We start from the raw sequence: 26,575 nt of genomic DNA, 5'->3' as shown, positions 1-26,575 counted from the left end.
AAAAATCAGGCTAAATTTTTTGACCAGACGTCATGGCAGTGCCGACCAGGGGAAGTTTGACCACAAAACAACTGCCCTTTCCGGGTGCCGAGTCAACAAAGAGTTCTCCTTCATGGTCTTCCACAACGATAAAATAGGAGACAGAAAGGCCCAAGCCCGTGCCCACACCCACTTTTTTGGTCGTAAAAAAAGGTTCAAAAATACGCTTCTGAACCCCGGGCGACATCCCCGGACCATTGTCGACAATCTCCAATACAGCCATCCCTGTCCGGGCTTTAAGCCGGAAAATGAGTTGGGGATGTTCTGTACCGGCCGATGACATGGCATCGTACCCGTTTTTTATAATATTAAGGAGCACCTGCTGGATCTTGGACCTTTCACACCAGACATCCGGGATATCAGGCGCATATTCCTTTACCAAATCGATCTGACGAAAATCGTAATTGGAGGCCTGGGTATAATCGTTTTCTGCCAGGTGAATGGTTGAATCAATCAATGCGCCCAGGCTATGCCCATTTTTAGAGGCATTTTCCTTTCTTGCAAAACTGAGCATATTGTCAACGACCCGGGCCGCCCTGTTGCCGGCTTCCCTGATCCGTGAAAGCTGGTCCAATATCCCCCGTTCTTCCATAAATTCTTTGATGACATCCATGGATGTACCAAGGGCCGAGGCAGCAGAATGGTTTGCAGGCAGATCCCGGATCAGACGATTTTCAATCACCTGGGCATTTTGAAGGATGCCGGCCAGAGGATTGTTGATCTCATGGGCCATGCCCGCGGCAAGCCCGCCCACGGACATCATCTTCTCGGACTGGACCATCATCTCCTCTATTTTTTTCCGCCGGGTAAGGTCATGGACCACCACCCTTGCCCCTTTTAATTCCCCGTTTGTATAGAGATAATCATTGCTCAGCGCCACGGTTAACTCCCTGCCGTCCGGCATAATGATATTATACTCCTGTTCAGTATTGTCAATTTGGCCCTTTTTTAGTTCTTCGTACCTTAAAATAAATTTGAGCTTGTCTTCTTCTTTTAAAAAATCCATGGGATTCATGGCCAGAAATTCTTCACGGGAATACCCTGAAAAATCACACAAAAGCTGATTTACCTCGACAAAACAAAAGTTTGTAAAATCAATCTCATACATCCCGGCAGGGGCCAGGTTAAACAGATGCCGATATTTTTGTTCACTTTCGTAGAGCGCCTCTTCTGTGAGTCTGTGCTTTTGAATCTCCTTTTCCAGAATATCCCGGGTTTCCATAAGCTTTCGGGTCTCATCCGTAAGCGAGGCGCTCAGCTGTTTTTCCTTTTTATTGCTCAGCACCACCCCCCTGAGCAGAACCGAAACAGAGAGTGCAGCCATTGCATTTAAAAAAATAAAGGTGGCCCCGGAGGTCACCATCAAAAAAGGGGAATCAAAAAAGGCAGAAACGGTTTCCAGACTGCCCTGGGTGGTCAGAGCGGCAAACAGGCAAAGGGTGACAGCATTCAGGACCACGGACAAGAGGGCTGCCCGATACCCGAGTAACACCCCGCACAATACGGAAAAGGCAAAAAGGGCGGCAGGACCGCCGCTCAACAACCCCACATTGATAATGATCACAAGGGCTAAACTGTAAACACCCAAAAGAGACAGGATTGTCCTGACCCTGAAACTGATGCCAGGGACAGCCAAAAGGACCAGGCCAAGTCCCCATAGCCCTGTGTCGGCAGCCAAAAGCCCCCATAATTGTCTTTCCAAAAACATGGGCATCACGATGATCAGGGCCACAAACCCAAGAAAGACCCCGACAAAGAGGATGGAAAAAAGAATGTGGATCCGCCAGAATAACAGGCTCTCCATGGATTCTTTTTCCAGGCCCAGAATTTTGATGATAATCAGGCTCTGAATTTTTTCATAATATTTATTAAAGGTGAAAATAATACAAGGTCCTATAAATTATCAGTAGTGTCCGGTTAGGTTGTTGCATATAAAAAGCATCTAAAATCATTGAAAAAACAGTCTGTTTTGTGTTGACAAATGTGCGTAAAAATTTTTGTGCGCCTTGAAAATTTAACTCAAGGAGCTCAAATGACGCACATCTCAGTCCCTAAAAAACAACTACGGTCCCTGAACTTTGACAATTTCAGGTGCCCTCTGATAAAGTCACTTTCAAAAGCACCGGAATTACAATCTCGAGGAGACCGCCCTTTAAAAATGACATTCGAAGACCAGATAAATGCTTTAGTTTATTTCCATCTTCAGGAGCACAAGTCTGCCCGACATTTAATTCAGGATCTCAAGGAGAATGTTTTTGCTAAAGAAAATATTGCGCCAAACGGTGGTATCAGCCGTAGTAGTTTCTGTGAAGCCATCAATCACAGGGGACTCGAACAACTGCAATTTATCTTTGAGGATCTTTATAAACAGGCTCTTGAGTGTCATCCGGGTGAACACGCCGAGTTAGGAGAGTTGGTTTCCATTGACGGTAGTCTCATAAATGCAGTCCTTTCAATGCACTGGGCGAACTACAGAAAAGGAAGTAAAAAAGCCAAAGTACATTGCGGATTTGACATTAATCACGGAATCCCAAACAAAATCTTTTTGACTGAAGGCAACGGCGCTGAACGCACTTTTGTTCCCAAAATACTTTCCAAGGGGCAAACAGGTGTTATGGATCGTGGATATCAATCCCATAAAGAATTTGACCTGCTTCAGGAGCAAGGCAAACATTTTGTCTGCCGTATAAAAACCAGGACAACAAGAACAATTATTGATAACCACGAGACCTCTTCCGACAGCTACATTTTTTATGATGCACTGGTTAAACTTGGTACTCCGAATCAAAACCAGACGAAAAGGCCTGTTCGGGTTGTTGGCTATAAAATTGCTGGCGTCAAATACTATGTGGCAACTGACAGGCATGATTTAACAGCGGAACAAATAGCAACAATTTATAAACTCCGGTGGACCATTGAGGATTTTTTCAAATGGTGGAAAGAACATCTGAAGGTATATCATCTCATTGCCCGCAGTGAATACGGCCTTATGGTTCAGATTCTTGGCGGCCTTATCACTTACCTGTTACTGGCAATCCATTGCCAAAAACAGTTTAATGAAAAGGTCACGATCAAAAGAGTTCGGCAGCTGCGAACCGCCATTCTAAATGACCTGTTTGGCTGCGAGGAGCAGGGCTCTCATAGTTCAAACAGGGACAATATTGTCAAAGATCAAAAAATTATTGAGCAAGCAAAAACCTAACCGGACATCACTGATAAATTATACATATCAAACGCGGAAGCATATCACGGGCACTATAAATTTTCCATTGATTAAAAATCCAAAACACGGGGCAGGTTTAAGCGTTTGAATCTAAACGGGTCATTTTTCGCCCCCCTTGATGGGTTTATTTTCCGGGCAGGAAAAAGCCAAGGCCAATTCCCAGGATTGAGACCCCGGCCACCACGGCAAAAACAGCACCCACCCCTTCCAGGAGAGCAGATTGAAGCAAATCAAGAAAAACCCCTGGCATCTGGGCCTGGAATTCAGGCTGGAACAGATGGGGCATGCTCTTTTGGAGCTTTTCCACCATGTGAGGGGCCACCCCTCCTGCCTCGGCGTCAAGGGCGGCAAACAATCTTGAATTGACCAGTCCGCCGCAGACCCCCACGCCCACGGTACCGCCCAGGGTTCTGGCAAATTGATGAAACGAGGTGACAAGGCCCAGATCCTTTTTTCCCACACTGTCCTGGACAATGAGCAGGGTAGACAGGATAATGCAGCCCATGCCAAGGCCGGTCACGGTGAACAGGGCAAAGCAATACCCAAGACGGGTGTCCATGGTAAACCAAATACCGGGACAGGTCCCGGCCACCATGAGCAGGCTGCCCACAATTGCGGCATTTTTGGCTGAACGTTCATGAACCACCCGGCCCAGCACCAGGCTTCCCGCTGATCAGCCCAAACTCAGGCAGAGCATGGCATATCCCACCACCATGGGTGTCTGACCCAAAGCGACCTGAAGAAAAAGGGGGGGCATAGGCAAACAGGGAAAACATGGAAAAACTGGCACCAAAGGCCATGATATTGCCCAGGGCAAATCCCGGGTATTTAAAAAACCGAAAATCCAAGAACGGATCCCGGGCCCGCTGCTCTGCCAGAACAAACCCAAGGGCCAAAACAAGGGTGGCACCGGCAAGGGCCAGTCCGGTCGCCGATGTCCATGGGATCTGCTGTCCCCCGGTCATGACCAGGGTCAACCCGCCTAGCACCGCCCCTGAAAAACAAGTAATCCCTGCCCAGTCAAGCGAGGGGTGGCAAGGCTTTTCCCTGAACTCCTTAAAAAATATAAATATCCCCAAAAAAGAGACCAGGCCCAAAGGAAGGTTGATAAAAAAAATCCAGCGCCAGGAAAAATAACTCACAATGAATCCCCCCAGGGTGGGGCCGATCACAGAGGAAAGTCCCCAGACAGAACTTGCCAGGGACAAGGTTTTACCCCGCTGGCCCGGCAGGGTAACATCAGAGAGAACCAGATAGACCAGGGCAAATATCCCGCCGGCCCCAATCCCCTGGAACACCCGGGCCCCCACTAAAAATCCCATGGACGGGGATGCCCCGGCAGCGGCAGATGCAGCAACAAACAAAAACATGGATACCAGCATGAGCTGTTTGGCCGGAAAAAGGTCGGAGAGTTTGCCAAATACCGGAAGGGAAACAGCCCGGGCCAGAAAATAGGCGGAGTAGACCCAGGCATAAAGGGAGAGGCCCCCAAGCTCGGCAATAATGGTGGGCATGGCCGCAGACATGACCAGGGCATCCAAAGCCCCTAAGAACAGGGCCATCAGGGCGGAGGAAATAATCATCCCCCGGTCCCGGGTCCCCATCCCCTCGTCAGGAATCATCCCTTTCCCCGGACCGTTGAAGATGTTAACGTCTGCTTGATAAACCGGTCGTGTAAACGGCTGATCCCCATTCCGGCCCTGGGGCTCACCTCAATTTGTGTGGCAATCCGTTCTTTCATCTCCTCCACATGGGAGATCACCCCGATCATCTTGCCCCCGGCATTGAGGCTGTCCAGGGCAGAAAGGGCAATATCCAGGGTTTCAGGATCCAGGGTGCCAAACCCTTCGTCCAGAAACAAAGAGTCAATCCGGGTCCTGCTCGAAACCAGATCAGAGAGGGCAAGGGCCAAGGCGAGGCTGACCAGAAAACTTTCCCCCCCGGACAGGGTCCGGGTATCCCGGACGGTGTCGGCCTGCCATTTGTCCACCACCTCAAGGCTCAGGGTATCATCTGTTTTCTGCTGCAAAAGATATCTGCCCTGAAGAGCGTCCAGCCGGGTATTGGCAAGGCAGAGCAGATGATCCAGGGTCAGGCCCTGGGCAAATTTTCTGAACTTATCCCCCTGGCTTGACCCGATAAGCCCTGAAAGACGAACCCAGTTGTCATAAATTTCCTGGTGCTGGTCAATCTGTTCAAACAGGGCAGCCTTGGCCGCACGCTGCTCCTGGTCTGCTTTTATTTTCTGTTCAGCCTCTCCCTGTAAAAGCACAAGCGCCTGGATCTCTTGTTCAAACTCTTTTATGGTCTGGGTCAGCGCTTCTCGTGTACGCCGGGTCAACCCCTTTGCATTGTGAGCCTCAAGCGCGATACGGGTCTGTTGTTCCAGAACAGCGGCCCTGTCCTCTGCTCGGATAATTTTCTTCTTTAATGCCTCCAGGTTTTCAAATTCTTCCCTGTCCACAAGGGCGGCCAGAAAATCAGCCTCCCGATCAAAGGGGCTGGCCCCGAGACTTTCTGCCCAGGCCATCCTGGCCTCTTTTTCCTCTGCCAGGGCCTGGACCAGATTTTTTTCCCCCATCTTTTTTTGCCCCATGACCTGATTGAGATAATTCAGGGCATTGTCCCGGGTCTTCACGGCTTTTGCAGCCAGGATCTGGGCCCTTTCCACCCCTTGATCAAGGCGGTGGCCTTCTTTTATTGTATCCTTGTCTTCAAACCAATTAAAGCGCTCTTCCCTTAACAGGGACAGTCTTTTTTCCCTTTTTTGAAATTGGCCTTCCAGCCTTGTTTTTTCCTCTTTCTTTAAATTTTTTTCTTTTTCAAGAAGACTTAGTTCATGGTCAATGCCAGCCTGGGCAAGATCGGCCTCATCTTTGGCCGTCACGGCCGCCTGCCATGCTGACCACAATTGGGTGTGGGTCTCAAGCCAGGCCGCCTGATCTTCACAGGCGGGCAAGTCAGAATTTATCCTGCCCAATATTCGGGACAATTGGGATTCCATCTCCCGAATCTGGGATTCCTGTTTTTTTTGCCTGGCCAGAAGATCTGCCTCAGATCGTACCAGGCCTTGTTTCTCCTTTTGAACCATGGCCATATCATGGCCAAGTCCCTGATCTTTTTTTCTGGCCTCTGCTGTCCCTGCCTCAAGTTCTGCAGTCTTTTTATCCAAATGGTCAAGACGGGTCAGCCGCTGTTTCAGCTCAAGCATCAGGGCTTCCCGGCCCGAAATCCATTCGGTCACTGCCTCTTTTTCCGGGTTCAGCACAATTTTAAGAGCTGCTGTCACCCGTTCCCACTCCCCTGAACACCGGAGTAAAAGACGCCGGGTGTCCCTGCCCTCTTTTTGGGCGGCCTCAATCCCTGCCCGAACCCCGGCCAGGGATTGGTTGGCCTGTTCCCACCGGGCTTCTGCCAGGGCCAGTTCTTCCTGCTTTGCTTTTTTTTGTTTCTGGGTAATGGAAAGGTCCAGCTCTTTGTAAGCCTCGATGCCGGGATGACGGGTTGACCCGCACAAGGGGCAGGGCTGATCTTTTTCCAGCCGAGCCCTTAGGCTTGCAAGGCCTGCAATCCGCTCTTCCATGACCCAGAGGGTTTCAAGGTCTGATAAATGGGATTTAAGATCTGTACGGGTCCGATCCCATCCTCCGGCTTCTTTTTCAAGCAGATCAAGCTCTTTTTCAAAGGCCTTGACCCGGGTGCTGATCCTGGCCTGATTTGTTTCAAGGGATTGGTATTGATGGACAAGCGCCGCCATTTCCCCGCGCAGCCCCGCCGTTTCAGACAGGTCTGAAACGGCTTTGGCAAGGGCCTGTTCAGAATCTCCTGCCAGATGATTTTTCCTCTGGTCTGCAAGGCTGGCAATCTCAGCATCCAAACCTTGGATCTCTTTTTCAAGGGAATCGGCCCTGATCTTCAAGTCGGCAAGAACCTGGTCTGCCTGGACCTGGTCGAAACCATTGGCCTTTTGGGCGTCCACAAGCTGATTTTCTTCGGTTTTCAAAAAGAACCGACGCTCAAACAGGGCCTTGACCAGGGGCAGGATCTCTCCTAATTGTTTGTGCGAACCATGGGATAAAAGATAGTCTGCCTCTTTTTTCCCTGCGGCTTCAGCAGCCCTGGCCAACCCAATCTTGTCCTTTTTCTCTTGTTCAATCTTTGCCAGCCGGCCCAGAACCTCTTTTCTCTGGGTACCAAGATTATTGTTTTCTTTTTCCAGGCCCTTGATCTCCTGGTCCAGGGGCAGAATGGTTTCCGTGATCAGGGTCTGGGTTGTTCTAAGCGCCTGCTTTGCATGGTCCAGGTCTGATTTGGTCCTGGCAACCTCCTTTTCCAGCCTCACCCGCCTGGTTTTGCAGGTCTTTATTTCCAGGCCCAGATCTTCCAGCTCACGGGTTTTAAGGACCCTTGCCTGCTCACACCCCCTGGCCCTGTCAAACAGGGGTTGGATGTCCAAAGCGGGCAAGGCGCGGGTCAGCCGGGTCAGATCTGTTTCATGGGCCTTGCGGAATTCTGCGGCCTCAGCCTTTTGCCGGCCGGCTCGGGCAAGCTCGGCTTCAATTTCTGACTTGCGGTCCAGCCACAAGGCTTTTTTAACGGCCGCCTGCATCTGGGCCCCAATGTCTTTTTCCCGGTGCTTGAGTGATCTGACTTCTTTTTCAAGCAGAGCAATATCTTCCCGGCTCAATAATTCAACAACCCCGGCCTTTGCCTGAAGCAGCTCCAAGGGCTGTTTTTCATCCCGGGTCCGCTCAAACACCGCCTTTGAAATCTCCGAGTAAATCTCTGTGCCGGTCAACTCTTCAAGCAGCTCGGCCCGGTCATTGGTCCCTGCATTGAGAAAGGCGGCAAACCCGCCCTGGGCAAGGAGCATGGATTTGGTAAACCTGGAGAAATCAAGGCCGGTAATGGCCATCACCTGTTTGAGTTTTTCCTTGATCTGACTGGCAATGATGGTGCCGTCCATATGGGCCAGCTCCACCTGGAAGGGCTGAAGCCTGCCGTCCGGACGAAGATTTGCCCGGCGCTGGGCCCAGAAGGCCCGGTATTCCTTGTTTTTAACTTCAAATTCCACCTCGGCCAGGCAGTCCCCGGTATGCCGGGTCATAAGTTCATTGGAACCCGAGGAGACCACCAGCCTGGGGGTCTGATGATACAGGGCCAGACAGATGGCATCTAAAATGGTTGTCTTGCCCGCCCCTGTGGGTCCTGTAATGGCAAAAAACCCGTAATCCCTGAACTCCGGGGTTCTGAAATCAATGGCCCACTCCCCTTTCAAAGAGTTGATATTTTTAAATCTCAGCCCGAGGATTTTCATTTTACCCCTTCTTTGACCTGATCTAAAATTTCATCAAACAGACGATTGAGCATGATTTCCTGGTCCGGGCCCAACTCTTCTTTGGCCAGACGCCTTGCAAAGACCTCCTTTGGGGTCAATTCTTCGAGCTGCTCTCCTTTGGGGGGCAGATCAGCTGATCCCGGCCCTGCTTTTTTGCGTTTTACCCTGAGCAGTTCCATCTGTCCCGGATCCTTAAATCCCGCCTCAATCATGGCCTGGATCCGCTCCTGAAGATCGGTAAGATAAATATCGGTTGAAACCTCCACCTCCAGCCAGGATGTCAATGTCCCCTGTTTTTCCCCTGCCCCAAGGGCTTTGATCTCATTTTCTATCTTTTCCAGGCTGCCTTTAAGGGAGATCAAGGACCTGAAACAGGGCAGGGGAATCGGGGTGATCTGTTTGAGCCTGCCCTGGTCAAACACCACCTCAAGCACCTGCTTGGGAATTGAGGCCTCGTCAAAGCTTAAGGGAATGGGCGAACCGCTATAGCGGATATGATCCTGATCTTTGATCTGCTGCGGCCGGTGAAGGTGGCCCAGGGCCAGGTAGTCTACCCCTGGAAAATTTTTGGCGGCAAATGCATCCAAAGAGCCGATATAAATATCTCTGACCGATTCACTGCTCTTTCCCCCCACCACGGTGAGATGGCCTGTGGCCATGATGGGCAAAACCGCATTCCCCGGCCCGGGCCCAAGCCTTTTTTGTTCTGCCCGGGCCGCCTCAAACACCCGGGCATAACATGCCTGGATGGCCTGGCCCATGGCATCTTGTTTATCCCGGGCAGACTGTCCTCCAAGGCTTTTGACCAGATCCCCGGGCCGCAAAAAAGGCAGGGCGCAGACAATGAGGCCGGGAGAGCCCTTTTTATCGTTGAGCACCATGAGATGATCCTTTGGTTCCCGGGACAAACTGCCGACCACCCGGGTATTGAGGCAGGCCAGGATGGAACGGGCCTCGTTCAGGGTGGCCGGGGCATCATGGTTGCCGCCCAGAATAAGGGTCTGAACCCCTCCTGCGGCCTGAAGCGAAACAATAAACTCATTGTACAGGGTTCTGGCATAGGAGGGCGGGGTGCCCGTATCAAATATATCTCCGGCCACCACCAGTCCATCTGCCTTTCGTGACTTGATCTCATCTGCCAGCCAATCCAGAAAGGCCTTGTGCTCCGACTGCCTTGTTTTGCCCATAAAATGCTGGCCCAAATGCCAGTCTGAGGTATGAATAATCCGCATGATGTTCTCTATGGTTTTCCTGTCCTATCGCCCCGGGGTCAGGGTCAAACTCGCTTTAAAATCCCTACGATTAAAATGCATGGGAATCTGGTCTCCGTCTGCCCAGGTCTGGGCCAAATCATCATAATGGGGGCTTTTAAAATGCCCGGACTGCCCCGGCGGACAGATGGTGGTGGCCGTATCAATATCATTAAAATCCACCATCATCCGGATCACCCTGCCCGAGGTCATCCTAAAGGGCTCCACAGGGGTCCAGAATCCCGAGTTGATGGTGTGGTGAGACCCGTTTGTGGCCACGGGATCCAGGTTGAGAAAAAAGAGTTTTTCCCCCAGAGGATGCTTAAAATGCATCTGGTGGACCTGACCCCAGGTCCAGTCGCCATCGGGTCCGCCAAAGTTCTGAACAATATAATCGGCGGTTTCTTTCATACTCTTGCGGATCATGTCGTCCCGGCCCTCACGCTCCTGCACCGTTGCCTTGTCGTCAAACAAAGAATGCCTCTCATCTTCCATGATTTTTGTCAGGGCCAGATCCGACACATAATAAAGATATTCCCTGGCAAGCCCCTTGTCCCATCCCTCCTGGCCCACCTCATCCATGAGGGTGTTTTTCATCATCCTGAAATAAAAATAATTAAACAGGGTCGGGGCACGGTGACGTATATCATTGTCGCATTCCCAGCCGGCCAGCATCTCAAGATAGGGGGCAAGCGCTTGATCCCCTTTGCAGGCCCCAAGGATTTTGGGCACCCAGCGCTGGGCCACCACGGAAACCTTGTCCAGCTGCATCTCCTTGAGCGCCTTAAAATCCACAGGTTCACCCTTTCTTTCTTTCATGATATTTTCAAACCGTATGGCCCGCTCAAACAGATAATACCGGGTCAGGTGGTAGTCTGCATTGCCAGGCTCATTGTTAAACGAGGCCACATACCCCCGGGCAGGATTCTTGTCCCAGGGCAGATCTTCTACCGGGATAAATCCTGTCCAGTCATACTCCCCTGTCCAGCCCGGCACGGGCAGAGACCCGTCCCCTTTTTTCCGGATGGGCGGTGCTGCAGTAAACTGCCACCCGATATTGCCCTGGTCATCTGCATACCCGAGATTCAAATTCATGGTACGGATCTGAAAAAGCGCCTGGCGGAATTCCTCAAAGTTTTTGGCCCGGTTCATGGCCAGCAGCCCGTCAAACTCCTGCCCCACAATATCCAGGGCCGCCCATTCCATGGCGCAGTTTTCAGGGGCAAGCGCCATAACATGGGAGATCATGGGGCCGTGCCTGGAAATTTTCACCTCAAAGGCTTCCTCTGTTACCCCGTCCTCTCCCTTGATTTTCAGGGTTTCCTCTATGATTTTAAAATCCTCATACCCGGTTTCAGTCAGATATTGGTTGGGATTTTCAGGGTTGATCTTTTCCACAAAATAATCCAGCTCATCCCCCCGGCCGTTGACCGCACTCCAGGCCATTGATCCGTTAAAGCCCAAAGGCCCGATCCCGGGCACCCCGGGAAGCGCCCCGCCCATGGCGTCAAAGGTCCCGCCCTTTAACCGGGTCAGATAAAACAGGCCCGGCAGGGTAGGAGAAAGATCCGGGCTGCCTGCAAACAGGGCCTTGCCCGTACGGGTCATCGCAGGCGAAAATATCATCCAGTTGGAGGCAGCAATATCCAGGGACATGGGAAACCCCTGCCAGGGCATGCCCTTTTTCCCTGCATCCCCCACCCTCGGGGCCATGGCTTCATCGCCCCTTTTTTTGACCCCATCCATGACCAGCACCGGGGCAAATTCGGGATAAGAGGGTAAAATGGCCTCAAGCACCTCATCCCCGGCCTAGGCCCGGATCAGATTCATGATCAGATCCACTTTTTTGGACCGGGTCAGGCTGTAGGACATAAGCAGTATCCCTGAAACGGAATCCTCAGGTGTCCATGCCATGGGCCGGGTCCTTAAAAATACATACTCCCTGGGCAGATGATCGCAGGTTTCAATATAGGCATTCACCCCGTCTGCATAGGCCTGCAAAATCTGTCTGCCCTCAGGGGAAAGGGCGGCAAGGCTTTTTTTGGCCTGGCGGAAAAACCCCACGGTCTTTAAAAACTTATCTGATTCCAATGTCCTTTTGCCGAACACCGAAGAAAGCTCCCCCCTGCCGGCAAGCCGAGTCATGTCCATCTGGAAGAGCCTTTCTCTTGCCGTAATATACCCCTGGGCAAAAAACAGATCTTTTTCATTGTCCGCAAAAATATGGGGCACCCCGAATTCATCGGTTTTCACCGTGACCTTGGATGTCAGCCCCTTGAGTTCTTCCTCGCCTGAATAAGAGGGCACCGCCAGGGTAAAAAAGAAATGATAACCCCCGAATCCCAGACCGCAGAGCAAAAGTACAACCAGAACTATCCCTTTGAGAAGTTTCATTCGGCCTCCAAATCTAAAAATATTTTGATAACGTGCAGCCCCAAACGAGCCATTGAACCCCAATACTGCCCCAAAAAAACATACCTGGGTACGATATAATGAAACTCAAGAGGAATCAAACCTTTTGAAAATGATCCCCCTGAAATCTGTTCATCATGCTTATCTCATACCGGGCATCCTTTTTTTCCACCATGACAATGACGGGGGCATCTTAACAGACGGCAAATAAACAACCCGGTTCCCAGGCGCCCAACCTTCGGACCGATCGCTCTTTTTGCATTACCATATGAAATAACTTGACTTTTTCGCCGCCTGTCTTTTAAATTATTTTAATATTCATGGTCGCTTCAAACAACCCCGGATAACGTTTAAAAAAAGGAAGGTAAAAATGAAAAATAAACTATTTGTTTTATTTCTGACACTTTTTATGATGCTTTTATTCACGGGCTGCGCAAGTTATTACATGGTAAAAGACCCCTCGTCTGATAAAACCTACTACACTCAAAAAATTACAGAAAAAAGAATTTAAAAAAATGACAGCCCCCCCCACCGGAATCAGCAACTGAAACCCCGAAAACTGAATAAATATCCATTAAAGGACAACCCCAAAAGGACTGGAAAATAAATTTCCAGCCCTTTTTGCGTTTACGATCTATGCCACGGGTTTGTTTTTCATCCTTTCCGGCATCGGCCATCATCTTGAGCTTGGTTTAGGTGTAGGCAGGTTCACCCATTGAAAATAATTTGCATTCTTCCTTTCTTTAATATACAGGCTTGATTAGAAATATTGGATACTATTCTTATCAACAGTGGCAGATAAAAATGAAATTGGATTATGAATCACAGTACACTCAGATATTACAACGAGAACGCAGAACAAACAGCAGCCAGGTATGAGACTGCAGATGTTTCAGACCTGCATATACTCTTAAAAAATTCCTTTAAACCATCGGCGAATTTATTGGAGCTTGGATGCGGATCCGGGCGGGACGCCTCTTTTATGATGAGCCAGGGGTTTAAGGTTATTGGTATTGATGGTTCTAATGCCATGGTGAAATCCGCCTTGATCCATCATCCTGAATTATCCGGCTGCCTTCATACCATTGAGATCCCAAAAGGGTTGTCAGCCAAATTGGGCCCCTTTGAAGGGGTTTTTTCCATTGCAACACTCATGCACCTTTCCCGTCCGGACATTGAAAAAACAATGGTAGCGATCAGATCGCTGTTGATTTCAAAAGGACTATTCTTCTTTTCAGTCCCCATTCAAAGGGACGATACCCAAAAAAATGAATTTAACGGCAAAGGACGCAGGTTTACCGCTCTGACACAGGATGACTGGCTGAATCTATGCAAAAGATATGGATTTAAAACCATCCAATCCAGCATCACTAAGGACGGCTTGGGAAGGGACAGCATTTTCTGGATGAACTGCCTGATGGAAAAATCAGAATAGGTCTTATGACACCATCCCTAAAAGTATACCCCGGCTTTGACAGCCGTCTTCTGGCTGCGGCAGAAAAAAAACTATCCGGGCACGGATTCGGGCTTTCCGGCCAGACCTTAAGGGGATGTTTTTTTACGGATAAAGCGAAAGGTACGGCTGTGCTGCTCGACCACCTGATCTGCGATTCTTGCTTCCCCTACGATTACACGGAATATACCAAAGAGCAAAATTTATTGATGCATGAATACGGCAGGGTATTCCGCTTTATGGTGGATAACACCCAAGAACTTGATGAAGCAGCCAGGTTATTTGACCAATTCCTTTCCGGTCACTTTGATGAAGACAACATATATACAAGCGGCGGCAACAGGGCGCTTCAAGAAGTTGATCCCACAATGCCGGAAGCCTGCTTTGAGCAGACATTCATTGATTGTTTCGGCCGTGAAAGACTGGACCGGGTGCAAAGGGAATATCCTGTTATTGATATCAACGGCCAGACAAGGTGGGTGGATTATTATATCCGCAGAAATGATTTTGACATTGCCATAGAAAAAAACGGAGAACTCTACCATCACCCTTTGCTTACCGGTGCCGCAAAATATAAAAACCAGCTGATCAAGCAGAACTCTCTTGCGGCATACGGAGCAAAAGTCTTTCGATGGTCCCTCCAGGGGATGAAATTCACGGACAATTTTTCCGAAGAGATGAAGCTGTTTTTCGGGAGCCCGGACAATTTTTTACTGACCCAGAAAGTATCTGTCACAAGATCCTTCAAACTCTTTGAGCACCAGGAAAATGTCCTTGAAGGCCTTAAAACAGAAAGAAAAAAAGGACACACCTCTTTTTTAGTGGTTCTGCCCACAGGAATAGGTAAAACAGAAATACTCATCGCAGATCATTCCAATGAATTCAAAAAAGGACAGGCTGACAGGACATTGGTGATGGTGCCGTCAAGGCAACTGAAAATCGATCATATTGCTAAACTTACACTGCGGTTAAAAGACTATGATCTCTCGGACAGAATCAAGGTGGGAGAGGATATCAGTTCACATGCCGTCATCGTACAGACCTATTCCTGGCTGAGCCGACATTACCCAAAAATCCCCTTTGATTTCTTTGACTACATCGCCATAGACGAGGCGCACCATGCAGTGGCCCCCACAGTTCAAAAGGTAATCCAGCATTTCAGGCCCAATACCCTGATCGGATTTACCGCCACGGATAAGCGTCTTGACGACAAAAAACTGGAAACAATCTTTGGAAAATATGAAACAGATTTAAGCCTGGACCAAGCCATCAAAACGGGACTGCTCGCACCGATCAAGGCATTCCGGATCAAAAGCAATATTGATCTGAGCCAGGTTCGGTTTAATGGTAAGGATTACATGGCCACAGATCTGCAAAGAAAAGTGATTGCGCCGTCAAGGGATCAGCTTATCGTTGATGTTCTCTTAAAATATTTTGTAAATCCCGACTCAAGCCTCCCATTCAAACAAGGCGTTATTTTCTGTGTCTCTGTCAAACATGCAGTCACCATCAGTAGTGTCCGGTTAGGTTGTTGCATATAAAAAGCATCTAAAATCATTGAAAAAACAGTCTGTTTTGTGTTGACAAATGTGCGTAAAAATTTTTGTGCGCCTTGAAAATTTAACTCAAGGAGCTCAAATGACGCACATCTCAGTCCCTAAAAAACAACTACGGTCCCTGAACTTTGACAATTTCAGGTGCCCTCTGATAAAGTCACTTTCAAAAGCACCGGAATTACAATCTCGAGGAGACCGCCCTTTAAAAATGACATTCGAAGACCAGATAAATGCTTTGGTTTATTTCCATCTTCAGGAGCACAAGTCTGCCCGACATTTAATTCAGGATCTCAAGGAGAATGTTTTTGCTAAAGAAAATATTGCGCCAGACGGTGGTATCAGCCGTAGTAGTTTCTGTGAAGCCATCAATCACAGGGGACTCGAACAACTGCAATTTATCTTTGAGGATCTTTATAAACAGGCTCTTGAGTGTCATCCGGGTGAACACGCCGAGTTAGGAGAGTTGGTTTCCATTGACGGTAGTCTCATAAATGCAGTCCTTTCAATGCACTGGGCGAACTACAGAAAAGGAAGTAAAAAAGCCAAAGTACATTGCGGATTTGACATTAATCACGGAATCCCAAACAAAATCTTTTTGACTGAAGGCAACGGCGCTGAACGCACTTTTGTTCCCAAAATACTTTCCAAGGGGCAAACAGGTGTTATGGATCGTGGATATCAATCCCATAAAGAATTTGACCTGCTTCAGGAGCAAGGCAAACATTTTGTCTGCCGTATAAAAACCAGGACAACAAGAACAATTATTGATAACCACGAGACCCCTTCCGACAGCTACATTTTTTATGATGCACTGGTTAAACTTGGTACTCCGAATCAAAACCAGACGAAAAGGCCTGTTCGGGTTGTTGGCTATAAAATTGCTGGCGTCAAATACTATGTGGCAACTGACAGGCATGATTTAACAGCGGAACAAATAGCAACAATTTATAAACTCCGGTGGACCATTGAGGATTTTTTCAAATGGTGGAAAGAACATCTGAAGGTATATCATCTCATTGCCCGCAGTGAATACGGCCTTATGGTTCAGATTCTTGGCGGCCTTATCACTTACCTGTTACTGGCAATCCATTGCCAAAAACAGTTTAATGAAAAGGTCACGATCAAAAGAGTTCGGCAGCTGCGAACCGCCATTCTAAATGACCTGTTTGGCTGCGAGGAGCAGGGCTCTCATAGTGGTTCTGTTGCAAAAAATATTTCCAGGACAAAGAGATCGTTCAGGCGTAAAATTTACGCAGCATAAGAAAACAGATTTTCGACGAATTCTTTCTGCTTTAAAATTTCTCCCTTCCTGATATTTTTAACTTGTCCTTTTCTGATCATGTTCATAATTTCATAGCCTTTTAGCGTCCGCCAGGCAGAATGAAATGTCTTGAACCCCATACCAGCTCTGACAAGCTTTTTGATAAACCGGTGGTCTTGCTCAATAATATTGTTCAGATATTTATTCTGTCTTAGGATACAGTCCTTATTCAGAAGCTTTTTTTCTTTCAAAGCCTTTACAGCCGGAGGATATGCAGGATTTCCGTCAACACTCAGAACCCGAGGTCTGGAGCTATTGGAAGCTCGCAGCATCTTTTTAAAAAATCGTTTGGCAGATTCCATATTACGTCTGCTGCGAAGAAGAAAATCGATGGTATTTCCACGGGAATCGACCGCTCGGTAAAGATACTTCATTTTCCCCCGCACCTTGATATATGTTTCATCAATACGGTAAGAATCATTTGATTGCCGCAGATACTTCCTGCTTCGCTTTTCCATTTCAGGAGCATAGCGCTGAACCCATCGGTAAATGGTACTGTGATCCACAGACAAGCCCCGTTCTTGCATCATCTCTTCCAGATTCCTGTAACTCAGTTGATATCTCAGATACCAGCGAACATTCAACAGGATGATTTCTTTTTCATAATGACGCCACTTGAAAGGGTTTTCATTTTTCATACTATCTCTCTGCAAACAAATTAGTGCCAAAACGGACTTGTATCAGACATTAATAATTTTTTGCAACAGAACCCGTCCATGTCAATGGTGAACAGGCTTTTGAAGATGGAGTCCCTGATCAGGTTGAGATCGTCAACATAAAAATCCGCCCGGCCGACCACCACCTGGCCCAGGGCAGATATCCCGGAATCAGCCACCACCGGGACAAGGTCAACCTTGAAGTCCGAGGCTTGGTAATATCCGCGCTGCCATACGACATTCCGGTTTTCAAGGGAGGATAGTCCCTGCCAGTCTTTTATTTTTTCTTTTTTAAATATCGCATAGACCCGGCCTTCATACATGGGATATTTCCCAAGGGCTATGCCCGGAAAATTTTTGATTTGGTCTATACAGGTATAAATGTCTGCCAAATTATTCTCGACCATGTAGATCCCGCGTTTGGCATTGGTGTACTTGTGGGCGACCTGGATATTATGGGGGGTGAAAACAGCCTTTAATATATCATGGTAAAGACCGGATCCGTCTTTGTTTGTAAAGTCGTTCCAGGCCGGGCTGACGGATATGACCTTTTTTACGGACTCGGCAAAGCAAAAAGGGGAAAAGGTAAAACCAAAAATGATCCAGCAGCAAATTGTTGGGAATAATTTATGGCGGAGTTTGAAAAACATGGGATGAATAAACCATATTTTTCCTTTTTGAAAGTTTGCGTTTTTTGTTACGGTCTGATTTCTTGTTTTTTGGGGAGGAAAAAGTGTATATTCAAAGAGCCTTAATTTTAAGAATTTAAGATGGAAGCGTAGAATATGGATATTTGGCTTTTTCTCATGGAATTGGTTTTACTGCTGGGAGCTGCCTTTATATTCGGCAGCCTGGCCTTAAAATTCAAGCAAAGTCCGATTCTGGGGTATATCTTTGCCGGTGTGGCAGCAGGGCCTTTTATCGGGAATGCCGACATGGTGGGCCAAATGGCTGAGCTGGGTGTCTCTTTGCTCCTGTTTTCCATTGGCCTGGAGTTCTCCTTTGGCCAGGTTCGGCGCATGGGGAAAACCGCCTTTGGCGGTGGTGCCATGCAGGTGGGGCTTACCCTGATCCTGGGTGCTGTTGTCATGTCTTTTTTTTTCAATATTCAAACCGCCCTGGCCATGGGGGCGGTTTTGACCCTAAGCTCGACTACCATTGTGCTCCGGGTGCTGGTGGCTCGGGCGCAAATGGAATCCATCCAGGGCAGGACCAGTTTAGGTATTCTTTTGTTCCAGGATATGGCCATTGTGCCCCTGGTATTGATGATCGGTTTTTTAGCTTCCCCCGGCACAGGGGATGGCATGGTCATACATATGGTTACGCTTCTGGCTTCCGTGGCAGGACTGGCCCTGGCATTGTATCTTGTTCTCTATCATCTGGTCCCGCGGCTCTTATCCTCGGCCCATTTGTTTGCAGACAGGGAACTGACCGTGCTTTTGGCTGTGTCCACAGGTCTGGGCGCGACCTGGGCTGCGCATAAAGTGGGCATTTCCCCTGCGCTCGGGGCGTTTGTGGCGGGAATGCTGTTGGGAGAATCCCCTTTTGCCCCCCAAATCAGGGCAGATATCGGGTCTTTGAGAACCATGATGGTCACCTTGTTTTTTGCCTCTGTGGGCATGTTTATCAAGCCGGTTTGGTTTATGGCGCATCTTCATTATATCCTGCCTTTGGCCCTGGTGATATTTGCAGGCAAGGCAGGGGTGATTTTCGGGGTGACCCGGCTTTTGGGACTGAACCGCCGCCATGCCCTGGCAACAGGGATCTGTCTGGGCCAGATAGGAGAATTCTCCTTTGTCCTGGCCACGGCGGCAAACCAGGGGGGGCTGATGACAGTCCCGGCCATGGATTTTATTATCTCTGTGACCATTGTGCTGATGATGGCCACCCCTTATATGGTGGATTTTGCCCTTCCCTTGAGTGACTGGCTATTTTCAAAGTCTTTGGGGAGATCAATGCCTGATTCCGAAGTCCACGAATCCTTTGGCGAACCACGGGTGATTGTGGTGGGATTGGGCCCGGCCGGCCGCCATGTGGTCAGAACCTTGAAATCCAGGGGTCTTATGCCTGTGATTGTTGATGTAAATCCTGCCAGTCAAGCCTTTGCCTCCCGGGAAAATGCCCAAATTTACCTGGGGGATGCGGCAAATGAAGAGATCTTAAGCCATGCCGGTCTGTCCCGTGCCTGTATGGCTGTGGTTACGGTGCCGGATTCTCAGATTGCCCGGAAAATTATAAAAACCATTCGTCAATTGTCCCCTGGCATCTCTCTTGTGGTCAGGGGGCGCTACAACCGGCATGTTAAGGATCTAAACGCTGCCGGTGCCACCCTGGTGGTGGACGAGGAAACCCTTATGGGTGAGGAACTGAGCCGGCGAATTGCCGATTACCTGACAGATGAAGACTGCACGCTCATGGCCTGCCGCCTCAGTGGGCAGCAGACCCCGGACCCCGCAGGTCCTGAATCATGAAATTTCAAATTCACGGCGTTTGAACCTTAGGGGCCGGTCTCTTGAAGGTCCAGGGTGGCTTTCAGCCAGTCCCAAAACAGGTTGACCCCTTTGGCCTCCCGGTTGAATTCAGGCCTGGAAAAATAGTAATTTCCGGTCTGGATAGGCTCAAGCCCCAGCGGTTGATACGCTGGCCTGAATCCAGTATCAAAATTTTTTAATCGGGTTTCATACGATTATTTTTACACTGACAAAACCTTTTTAAGATCTATCTTGTATTTTTTCATGCGGTTCCATACGGTGACCCTGTTTATATTAAGACGTCTTGCCGCCTTTGACTGGTTGCCATTTGTCTGTTTGAGGGCCTGAATTAACTGGGCTTTTTCATCGGGCAGGATCTTGCCATTTGTCTCGGTTTTGATAGAAGAAGGAGCGCGTCTTTTAAATGTGCTTATTTGTTTGGGTAAATGCTCCGGCTGGATTGCACTGCCTTCCGTGGTAACAAAGGAATACTCCATGGCATTTTAAGCTCTCTGATATTACCCGGCCAATGGTAATCCATAATCGCTTCCATGGCATCGCGGCTCACTCCGCTAATGTTTTTGCCGGTGGTTATATTCAGACGGCGGATAAAAGAACTGATCAACAAAGGGATATCTTCTTTTCTGTCTCTTAACGGCGGCAGGTGGATGGGGATGACGTTGATCCTGAAGAGTAAATCCTGCCGGAATTCTTTTTTTTCTATCAACTCTTCAAGGTCCTTGTTTGTGGCCGTGATGATTCGAACGTCAACCTTGATTGGTGAAATATCTCCAATTCTCTCAAACTGGCCTGACTCAAGAACCCTTAATAGCTTGGTCGGTTCTGTTGCAAAAAATTATTAATGTCTGATACAAGTCCGTTTTGGCACTAATTTGTTTGCAGAGAGATAGTATGAAAAATGAAAACCCTTTCAAGTGGCGTCATTATGAAAAAGAAATCATCCTGTTGAATGTTCGCTGGTATCTGAGATATCAACTGAGTTACAGGAATCTGGAAGAGATGATGCAAGAACGGGGCTTGTCTGTGGATCACAGTACCATTTACCGATGGGTTCAGCGCTATGCTCCTGAAATGGAAAAGCGAAGCAGGAAGTATCTGCGGCAATCAAATGATTCTTACCGTATTGATGAAACATATATCAAGGTGCGGGGGAAAATGAAGTATCTTTACCGAGCGGTCGATTCCCGTGGAAATACCATCGATTTTCTTCTTCGCAGCAGACGTAATATGGAATCTGCCAAACGATTTTTTAAAAAGATGCTGCGAGCTTCCAATAGCTCCAGACCTCGGGTTCTGAGTGTTGACGGAAATCCTGCATATCCTCCGGCAGTAAAGGCTTTGAAAGAAAAAAAGCTTCTGAATAAGGACTGTATCCTAAGACAGAATAAATATCTGAACAATATTATTGAGCAAGACCACCGGTTTATCAAAAAGCTTGTCAGAGCTGGTATGGGGTTCAAGACATTTCATTCTGCCTGGCGGACACTAAAAGGCTATGAAATTATGAACATGATCAGAAAAGGACAAGTTAAAAATATCAGGAAGGGATAAATTTTAAAGCAGAAAGAATTCGTCGAAAATCTGTTTTCTTATGCTGCGTAAATTTTACGCCTGAACTATCTCTTTGTCCTGGAAATATTTTTTGCAACAGAACCTCCCCTTTTATAAAGGCTGAGTACCCTGTGTTTTTATCCTCTGTCTAACTTTCTTTTCCCCAGGCCAGGGGACCGTCAAGCAGGCGGGAACTGATGCCGGGTCCCCGCAGCTCCCGCTCATCAGCCTCGGGGTAAGAAGAATCGTAAAAGGGGCTGTTCGGACGGTTGTATACCGGGTTCCCGTTTTCCGTTTGGGAGATTTCAGCCCCAGCGCCCAGGGTCCATCCTTTGAAAATATCAAAGGTCAGCTGTGCTGATCCCGAATCCCTGTCTGAGAAATTGTTGATCAGGTAGCCGTCGGTTTCAAAGTGACCGGCAGAGACGGCCCAGCCCAGGGCACCGTTTTTACCGGAATGGGATGCCCCTGCCGACAGGGTCCCCAGGCTGCCGTAGGAGAGGCTGACCTTACCGGCGGGCGATGGACTCGGCGCAATGCCTTTGATATCAATTACCCCGCCCAGGGTATTGCCGTACCTGGCCGGACAGCTGCCCCGGTATATCTGGATCTGTTCGGCAGATTCCAAACCAAAGCTGCTCCAGTCCACCGCCCCGTTTCCATAGGAGCCGTCCCGGTTTATGTTAACCCCGTCCTTTAATATGATCAAACGGGTTTCGTCAAACCCTCTTAATCTCAGGCCGGTTCCCGTACCAAAGGTGCCGGAGCGCTTGAGCTGGACCCCTGGCAGGGTGCCCAGACTGTCGATCAGGTTCCCGCTGACCCGGGGAGACTGGATTGTATCCGTGTCAACCACCTCCGTGCCCTGGGCCTGGTTTCTTTCCGCCGTGACCGTTATGGGGCCCAATTGGGTGATATCTTCCTTGCCAGGGGTTTCTCCGGCCAGGGTGATGCCGGATCCTAGCAGCACCAGGAAAAGAACAGACAGCATGAAGTGCCTTGTAAAGCGCTTTGGACAAGGGCTCTGCCAATTTTGTATCAATCTCATCAGTATTCCTTTCTTGAATTTTTAGATTCTGACAAAAAAAAGACCACGAAAATCACCTTCCCTGCCCATGCAGGAAATTGACCTTCGTGGTCTGTTGAAAAACGGCCTGACCTTAAAAAATCAGGCCGGATTAATATGTATCAAAAGAAATGATGAATCAGATATGATATCAAGTTCATGGCCTTGCAGGGCTTTAAACCTCACGGCCTCACCCGGCCCTAAATCATGGACAGCATCCAAGAGACTTACCCTGATCCTGCCGGAAATGACCAGGCAGATTTCTGCTGTATTTTTATGCAGCCCTGCCTCTGATACGGCCTTTGTCCCGGCCTCGGCTGTGAGATGGTAAATTTCAAAATCGGAAAATCCTACCCGAAATCCCTTTAGCCCATCCTTTTCATAGGGGGCGGTTTTACCCGCCTCACCCTCTTTTGTCTCTGCCATTTGAATCAGTTCAGCCGCAGTCAGCCCAAACACATTTCCCAATGCTGAAACAGTATCAATGGTCGGGTTGCCCCTGCCGGATTCAAGTTTGGCCACAGTGGCTCGGGTCATCTTGGCACGGCCGGCAAGCGCTTCAGCTGTAATCCCCCGCTTCATGCGAAGGGTTCTGATTATGGAAAAATCAAATGGGTTCATCATTTACGGCCGTTTGTATCTTATAATTTACCAGTTGTCAATTATAAGATACAGAAAAAGGCGAGTCTCCTTATTTTTCGGGAAAACAACTTTCCAATCAGGAGGCGTTCATCCCCTATTCCATGAACATTTTGACCCAGGGGTTGGCAGGTCTATTGAGCAGATCTTCAGGAGGTCCCTGCTGCTGAATTTTTCCCTGGTTCATGAGCACCACCCGGCTGCCTGCGGCAAAGGCCTCTTCGTGGTCATGGGTGACAAAGATGGTGGTGATGCAAAGCTGGGATAGAATTTGGGTCAGCTGGGCCAGAAGCTGCTTTCTCAATACCCGGTCCAGGGAGCTTAGAGGCTCGTCGAGCATGAGCAGGTCAGGCTCCGGTGCCAGGGTTCGGGCCAGGGCCACCCGCTGGCGTTCTCCCCCGGACAACTCATCCACACAGCGGTTTTTAAATCCCTGAAGTTGGGTCAGTTCCAGCATCTCTTCCACCCGGATGGTTTGTTTTTTTGGGGGGTGGCCCGCCATTTTCAAGCCAAACGCTATGTTTTCGAAGACGTTTAAATGGGGGAACAGGGCATATTCCTGGAACATGAGGCCGAAATTCCGCCGGTGGGGGGGCAGGGCCAGAATGGATTTTCCATTAAACCGGATATCTCCTTTGTCCGGGTGTTCAAGGCCTGCGATCATTCTCAGCAGCGTGGTTTTCCCGCTTCCTGACGGCCCCAGTACGGACAGGCGGCTTCCCTTGGCAAGGCAAAGATCCAGGCTGTCCAAGAGGATTTCACCCTGGTCATCTTTTTTTGAAATCCCTGTTAATTCCAATTGATTTTCCATTTTTTTATATTCCTTGGGCGTTTTGGCCTCTGAAATTTTCTATGAGGATATAGCCTGCTGCCGTGACAATCATTAAAATGGTGGATATGGCCATGGCCTGGCCGTAGTTCAAGGCCCCGGGCTGGCCTAAGAATCTGTAGATGGCTAAGGGGATGGTCGGGGTGTCCGGACTGGCCGTGAAAATGGTGGCCCCGAATTCCCCGAGACTGATGGTAAAGGCAAACACGGCGGCGGCCACAAGGGCCCTGGTCATCAGGGGCAGATCAATGAATCTTAAAACTTGAATGGGAGAGGCGCCTAAAAGGGCGGCCGCTTCCCTGATCTGGGGGGAAATGCTTCTCAGGGCCGGTAAAATGGCTCTGAGTACAAAGGGGAACCCGACTAAGGCATGGACCAGGGGGATGAGAAAAACAGAGGTTCTCAGGTTCAATGGGGGCCGGTCCAAAGTAATGATGATGCCAAATCCTAAGGTCACCGCCGATGTGCTCAGGGGCAGCATGAAAATAGGGTCGAAAAAGGCAACTATTTTATGCTTTGGTTTCTGGTCGCAATGGTAGACAAACAAGGCTGCACAAATGCCTGTGACCATGGCAATGACAAGGGCTACGGCCGCAAAGACGAACGAGAATTGTATGGCATTGAAAGGGGGGATATAAAAGATTGAACAGGTGGTATTTTCAAAAATTGTCCGGTAATAAATCAGGGAGAATTGTCCCTCATGGATCAGAGATCTTAGGGCAAGGGATAAAAGGGGGGCCAGGCATAAAAGAAGTATAAACAGGGCCATTCCCCAAACCATGGCCTTTTCTAAACAGGTCCTGGCAGGTTTAAGACCTGAGGGGCCTGTTTTGGGGGTCAATAGTGCCGCCTTTTTTGAGAATTTGGTATACATGGCCATGAGCCCGAAGGTGAATAAAATCTGAATCAGGGATAAGAACGAGGCCAGGGGCAGATTAAAGATGTGTGCGGCCTGGCGGTAAATCTCAGACTCAATGGTGGAATAAGAGGGCCCGCCCAAAATAAGGATGATGCCGAAACTGGAAAAGCAGAAGATAAAAACCAAAATTGCCCCGGCCCAGATGGCCGGTCGCAGCAGGGGCAGGGTGATGTGGAAAAAGACTTGAGCAGGCTTTGCTCCCAGACAGGCCGCAGCCTCCTGGAGATCTGTTCCAAGAGAGGTCCAAAAGCCGGTTAAAATTCTGAGCATCACGGAAAAATTATAAAAAACATGGGCAATGAATATCAGGGTCAGGGGCTGGTTTAGACAGAGGATCATCCCCTTTTGTCCGAAACAGGCGTCCAAAGCGGCGCCTACCACAACCGCGGGCAGGACAAAGGGGATGGAGGCAATCAGGCGCAGCAGGGTTTTTCCCCTAAAGGTATAATGGGACATCACAAAGGCGCAGGGCAGGGCAAACGCCAGGGTCAGGCCTGTGGACACGGCTGCCTGCCAAAAGGTAAACCAGATGATTTTCATCATCCGTGGGGATACCTGGTTCAGAAAGGAAAAATCGATGCTTCCTTTGGGAAAAAAACTTTTGGCAAAGATGCCTGACAAAGGGTAAAAATAGAGCAGAGCAAAGAACACGCCGGGCACCAGTCCGGCTATAAAATAGGTATGGGTATAGGGGGATGACCTCATTAGAGCATATGTTCCGTCCACTCCCGGATCCATTTGTCCCGGTTTTTATTGATACGCTCATGGGACAATTGGGCAGGATTTTTGGTGATCTTCGCATGGGTTTTGAAGACTTCGGGCAGAACCGCTCTTTTGTTTGCCGGGAATACAAACATCTGCAGGGGGATATCTTCCTGGAACCTTGTTGAAAGGATAAAGTCCATGGCTTTTTTTGCCAGAACAGGGTTGGGGCTGTTTTTCAGGATACCGGCAAATTCAACCTGTCTGAAGGCTGATCCATTGCCGGTCATAACCCCTGTGGGGGCCGTCTTTGGAGGCGTTTTAGCATAAAATACTTCAGCGGCAGGGCTTGAGGCATAGGAGACGACCATGGGACGGCTGCCCTTGGAGGCCGCTGTAAAATGCCCCCAATAGGCATCTTTCCATCCGTTGACAATCAGAAGATCATTGGCTTTGAGTTTTTGCCAATAGTCGATATATTTGTTCTGGCCGAACCGGCTGATGGTGGCAAGCAAAAAGGCCAGGCCAGGAGACGAGGTGGCCGGATTCTGGACAACAAGAGAACCTTTGTATTGGGGAAGGATCAGGTCCTCAAGGCTTTGGGGGGGCTGGAGGCTGTTTTTTTTAAACCATGCAATATCATAGTTGAGGCAGACATCCCCGTAATCCACCGGGATCAGCCGGTGTCTCTTATCAAGGATCAGTGCAGGGTCTATGTCTTCAAGCCCTTTGGGCGGGTAAGCGTCAAAAAGGTCTTCATCCAGGGCCCGGCTTAGAAAGGTGTTGTCTACCCCGTAGAAAATGTCTGCCAAAGGGTTGTTCTTGGATAAAATGGCTTTGTTCAAAGCCTCTCCTGCATCTCCGGATTTCAGGATACGCAGTTTTGCCCCCAGGGCAGTTTCAAAATCTGCCAGCACTTGTTTGCTCATGCCAAAGCTGTCATGGGTCATGAGGGTAACCTGGGGTTCACCGGCAAAACATAAAGCAGCAAAGCTGCTCACCAGGAGGATCATTAACGTCATTATTTTTTTCATATTTTTTCTCCAGGGCCAAACCAAATTATGGAACACTTAAAATTAAGGGCTTGAAAAATTTTTTACGGCAACAGGGTTTGAATTAATTTTGCCAT

At 48.9% G+C, this 26,575-nt stretch carries 18 protein-coding genes and 2 pseudogenes; 6 read left to right on the top strand and 14 right to left on the bottom strand.

All coding sequences use genetic code 11. The annotated features are described in order from the left end of the window. Nucleotides 1-10: 10 nt before the first annotated feature. Complete coding sequence (locus tag HUN05_01420) at nt 11-1,843, bottom strand: PAS domain S-box protein (protein WDP83985.1); 1,833 nt, start codon at nt 1,841-1,843, stop codon at nt 11-13. Between the two features lie 228 nt (nt 1,844-2,071). Between HUN05_01420 and HUN05_01415 the strand changes: the two genes are divergently transcribed. Then, on the top strand, nt 2,072-3,241 hold the full coding sequence (locus tag HUN05_01415; GenBank protein WDP87873.1) for an IS4 family transposase: 1,170 nt from the start codon (nt 2,072-2,074) through the stop codon (nt 3,239-3,241). Between the two features lie 145 nt (nt 3,242-3,386). Here the strand turns inward: HUN05_01415 and HUN05_01410 are convergent. The 5 genes and pseudogenes from HUN05_01410 to HUN05_01390 form a co-directional block, all read right to left on the bottom strand. Beyond that, a pseudogene (locus HUN05_01410) lies at nt 3,387-4,866 on the bottom strand (MFS transporter). Between the two features lie 14 nt (nt 4,867-4,880). Continuing rightward, entirely contained in the window at nt 4,881-8,579 is a 3,699-nt protein-coding gene (locus tag HUN05_01405; protein WDP83984.1) for an AAA family ATPase, read from the bottom strand. Then, nucleotides 8,576-9,832 (bottom strand): exonuclease subunit SbcD, encoded by a 1,257-nt coding sequence (gene sbcD, locus HUN05_01400; GenBank protein ID WDP83983.1) that lies wholly within the window; start codon nt 9,830-9,832, stop codon nt 8,576-8,578. The genes HUN05_01405 and sbcD overlap by 4 nt, the downstream gene beginning before the upstream one ends. 24 nt (nt 9,833-9,856) lie before the next feature. Continuing rightward, nucleotides 9,857-11,647 (bottom strand): penicillin acylase family protein, encoded by a 1,791-nt coding sequence (locus HUN05_01395; GenBank protein WDP83982.1) that lies wholly within the window; start codon nt 11,645-11,647, stop codon nt 9,857-9,859. Between the two features lie 12 nt (nt 11,648-11,659). Beyond that, the gene (locus HUN05_01390) at nt 11,660-12,244 is read right to left on the bottom strand and encodes a penicillin acylase family protein (GenBank protein ID WDP83981.1); all 585 of its coding nucleotides are present in this window, start codon (nt 12,242-12,244) and stop codon (nt 11,660-11,662) included. 835 nt (nt 12,245-13,079) lie between these two features. On the opposite strand from HUN05_01390, the gene HUN05_01385 reads away from it, so the two are divergent. The 3 genes from HUN05_01385 (at nt 13,080) to HUN05_01375 (ending at nt 16,532) form a co-directional block, all read left to right on the top strand. Then, nucleotides 13,080-13,697, top strand: coding sequence for a class I SAM-dependent methyltransferase (locus HUN05_01385; GenBank protein ID WDP83980.1), 618 nt, complete (start codon nt 13,080-13,082; stop codon nt 13,695-13,697). 5 nt (nt 13,698-13,702) lie between these two features. Next, nucleotides 13,703-15,256, top strand: coding sequence for a DEAD/DEAH box helicase family protein (locus tag HUN05_01380; protein ID WDP83979.1), 1,554 nt, complete (start codon nt 13,703-13,705; stop codon nt 15,254-15,256). A gap of 97 nt (nt 15,257-15,353) precedes the next feature. Further along, nucleotides 15,354-16,532, top strand: a complete 1,179-nt coding sequence (locus tag HUN05_01375) for an IS4 family transposase (GenBank protein ID WDP87872.1) — start codon at nt 15,354-15,356, stop codon at nt 16,530-16,532. Here HUN05_01375 and HUN05_01370 read toward each other — a convergent pair. Further along, a complete protein-coding gene (locus tag HUN05_01370; protein WDP83978.1) occupies nt 16,520-17,230 on the bottom strand; it encodes an IS6 family transposase in 711 nt (236 codons plus the stop codon). The two genes, HUN05_01375 and HUN05_01370, sit on opposite strands and share 13 nt — an antisense overlap. A gap of 20 nt (nt 17,231-17,250) precedes the next feature. Beyond that, nucleotides 17,251-17,898 carry a hypothetical protein gene (locus HUN05_01365; GenBank protein ID WDP83977.1) on the bottom strand — a complete coding sequence of 216 codons (648 nt, stop codon included), beginning with the start codon at nt 17,896-17,898 and terminating at the stop codon, nt 17,251-17,253. A gap of 135 nt (nt 17,899-18,033) precedes the next feature. Between HUN05_01365 and HUN05_01360 the strand changes: the two genes are divergently transcribed. After that, a complete protein-coding gene (locus HUN05_01360) occupies nt 18,034-19,719 on the top strand; it encodes a cation:proton antiporter (protein ID WDP83976.1) in 1,686 nt (561 codons plus the stop codon). A gap of 221 nt (nt 19,720-19,940) precedes the next feature. Here the strand turns inward: HUN05_01360 and HUN05_01355 are convergent. Beyond that, a pseudogene (locus HUN05_01355) lies at nt 19,941-20,515 on the bottom strand (sigma-54-dependent Fis family transcriptional regulator). 116 nt (nt 20,516-20,631) lie between these two features. On the opposite strand from HUN05_01355, the gene HUN05_01350 reads away from it, so the two are divergent. Beyond that, entirely contained in the window at nt 20,632-21,291 is a 660-nt protein-coding gene (locus HUN05_01350) for an IS6 family transposase (GenBank protein ID WDP83975.1), read from the top strand. Between the two features lie 148 nt (nt 21,292-21,439). Here HUN05_01350 and HUN05_01345 read toward each other — a convergent pair whose 3' ends face one another. The 5 genes from HUN05_01345 to HUN05_01325 form a co-directional block, all read right to left on the bottom strand. Continuing rightward, nucleotides 21,440-22,282 (bottom strand): TonB-dependent receptor plug domain-containing protein, encoded by an 843-nt coding sequence (locus tag HUN05_01345; GenBank protein WDP83974.1) that lies wholly within the window; start codon nt 22,280-22,282, stop codon nt 21,440-21,442. Nucleotides 22,283-22,459: 177 nt separating this feature from the next. Continuing rightward, on the bottom strand, nt 22,460-22,978 hold the full coding sequence (locus HUN05_01340; GenBank protein WDP87871.1) for a helix-turn-helix transcriptional regulator: 519 nt from the start codon (nt 22,976-22,978) through the stop codon (nt 22,460-22,462). 115 nt (nt 22,979-23,093) lie between these two features. Then, complete coding sequence (locus HUN05_01335) at nt 23,094-23,807, bottom strand: ABC transporter ATP-binding protein (GenBank protein ID WDP83973.1); 714 nt, start codon at nt 23,805-23,807, stop codon at nt 23,094-23,096. Between the two features lie 4 nt (nt 23,808-23,811). Beyond that, nucleotides 23,812-25,470: an iron ABC transporter permease gene (locus tag HUN05_01330; protein ID WDP87870.1), complete on the bottom strand. Its 1,659-nt coding sequence runs from the start codon at nt 25,468-25,470 to the stop codon at nt 23,812-23,814. Next, nucleotides 25,449-26,459 carry a thiamine ABC transporter substrate-binding protein gene (locus HUN05_01325; GenBank protein WDP87869.1) on the bottom strand — a complete coding sequence of 337 codons (1,011 nt, stop codon included), beginning with the start codon at nt 26,457-26,459 and terminating at the stop codon, nt 25,449-25,451. The genes HUN05_01330 and HUN05_01325 overlap by 22 nt, the downstream gene beginning before the upstream one ends. Nucleotides 26,460-26,575 lie beyond the last annotated feature (116 nt).

The sequence above is a fragment of the Desulfobacter sp. genome (assembly GCA_028768545.1).
Taxonomy (GTDB): Bacteria; Desulfobacterota; Desulfobacteria; order Desulfobacterales; family Desulfobacteraceae; genus Desulfobacter.
The sequence above is the reverse complement of the archived record's forward strand: the minus strand, read 5'-3'. Positions and strand labels throughout refer to the sequence as shown.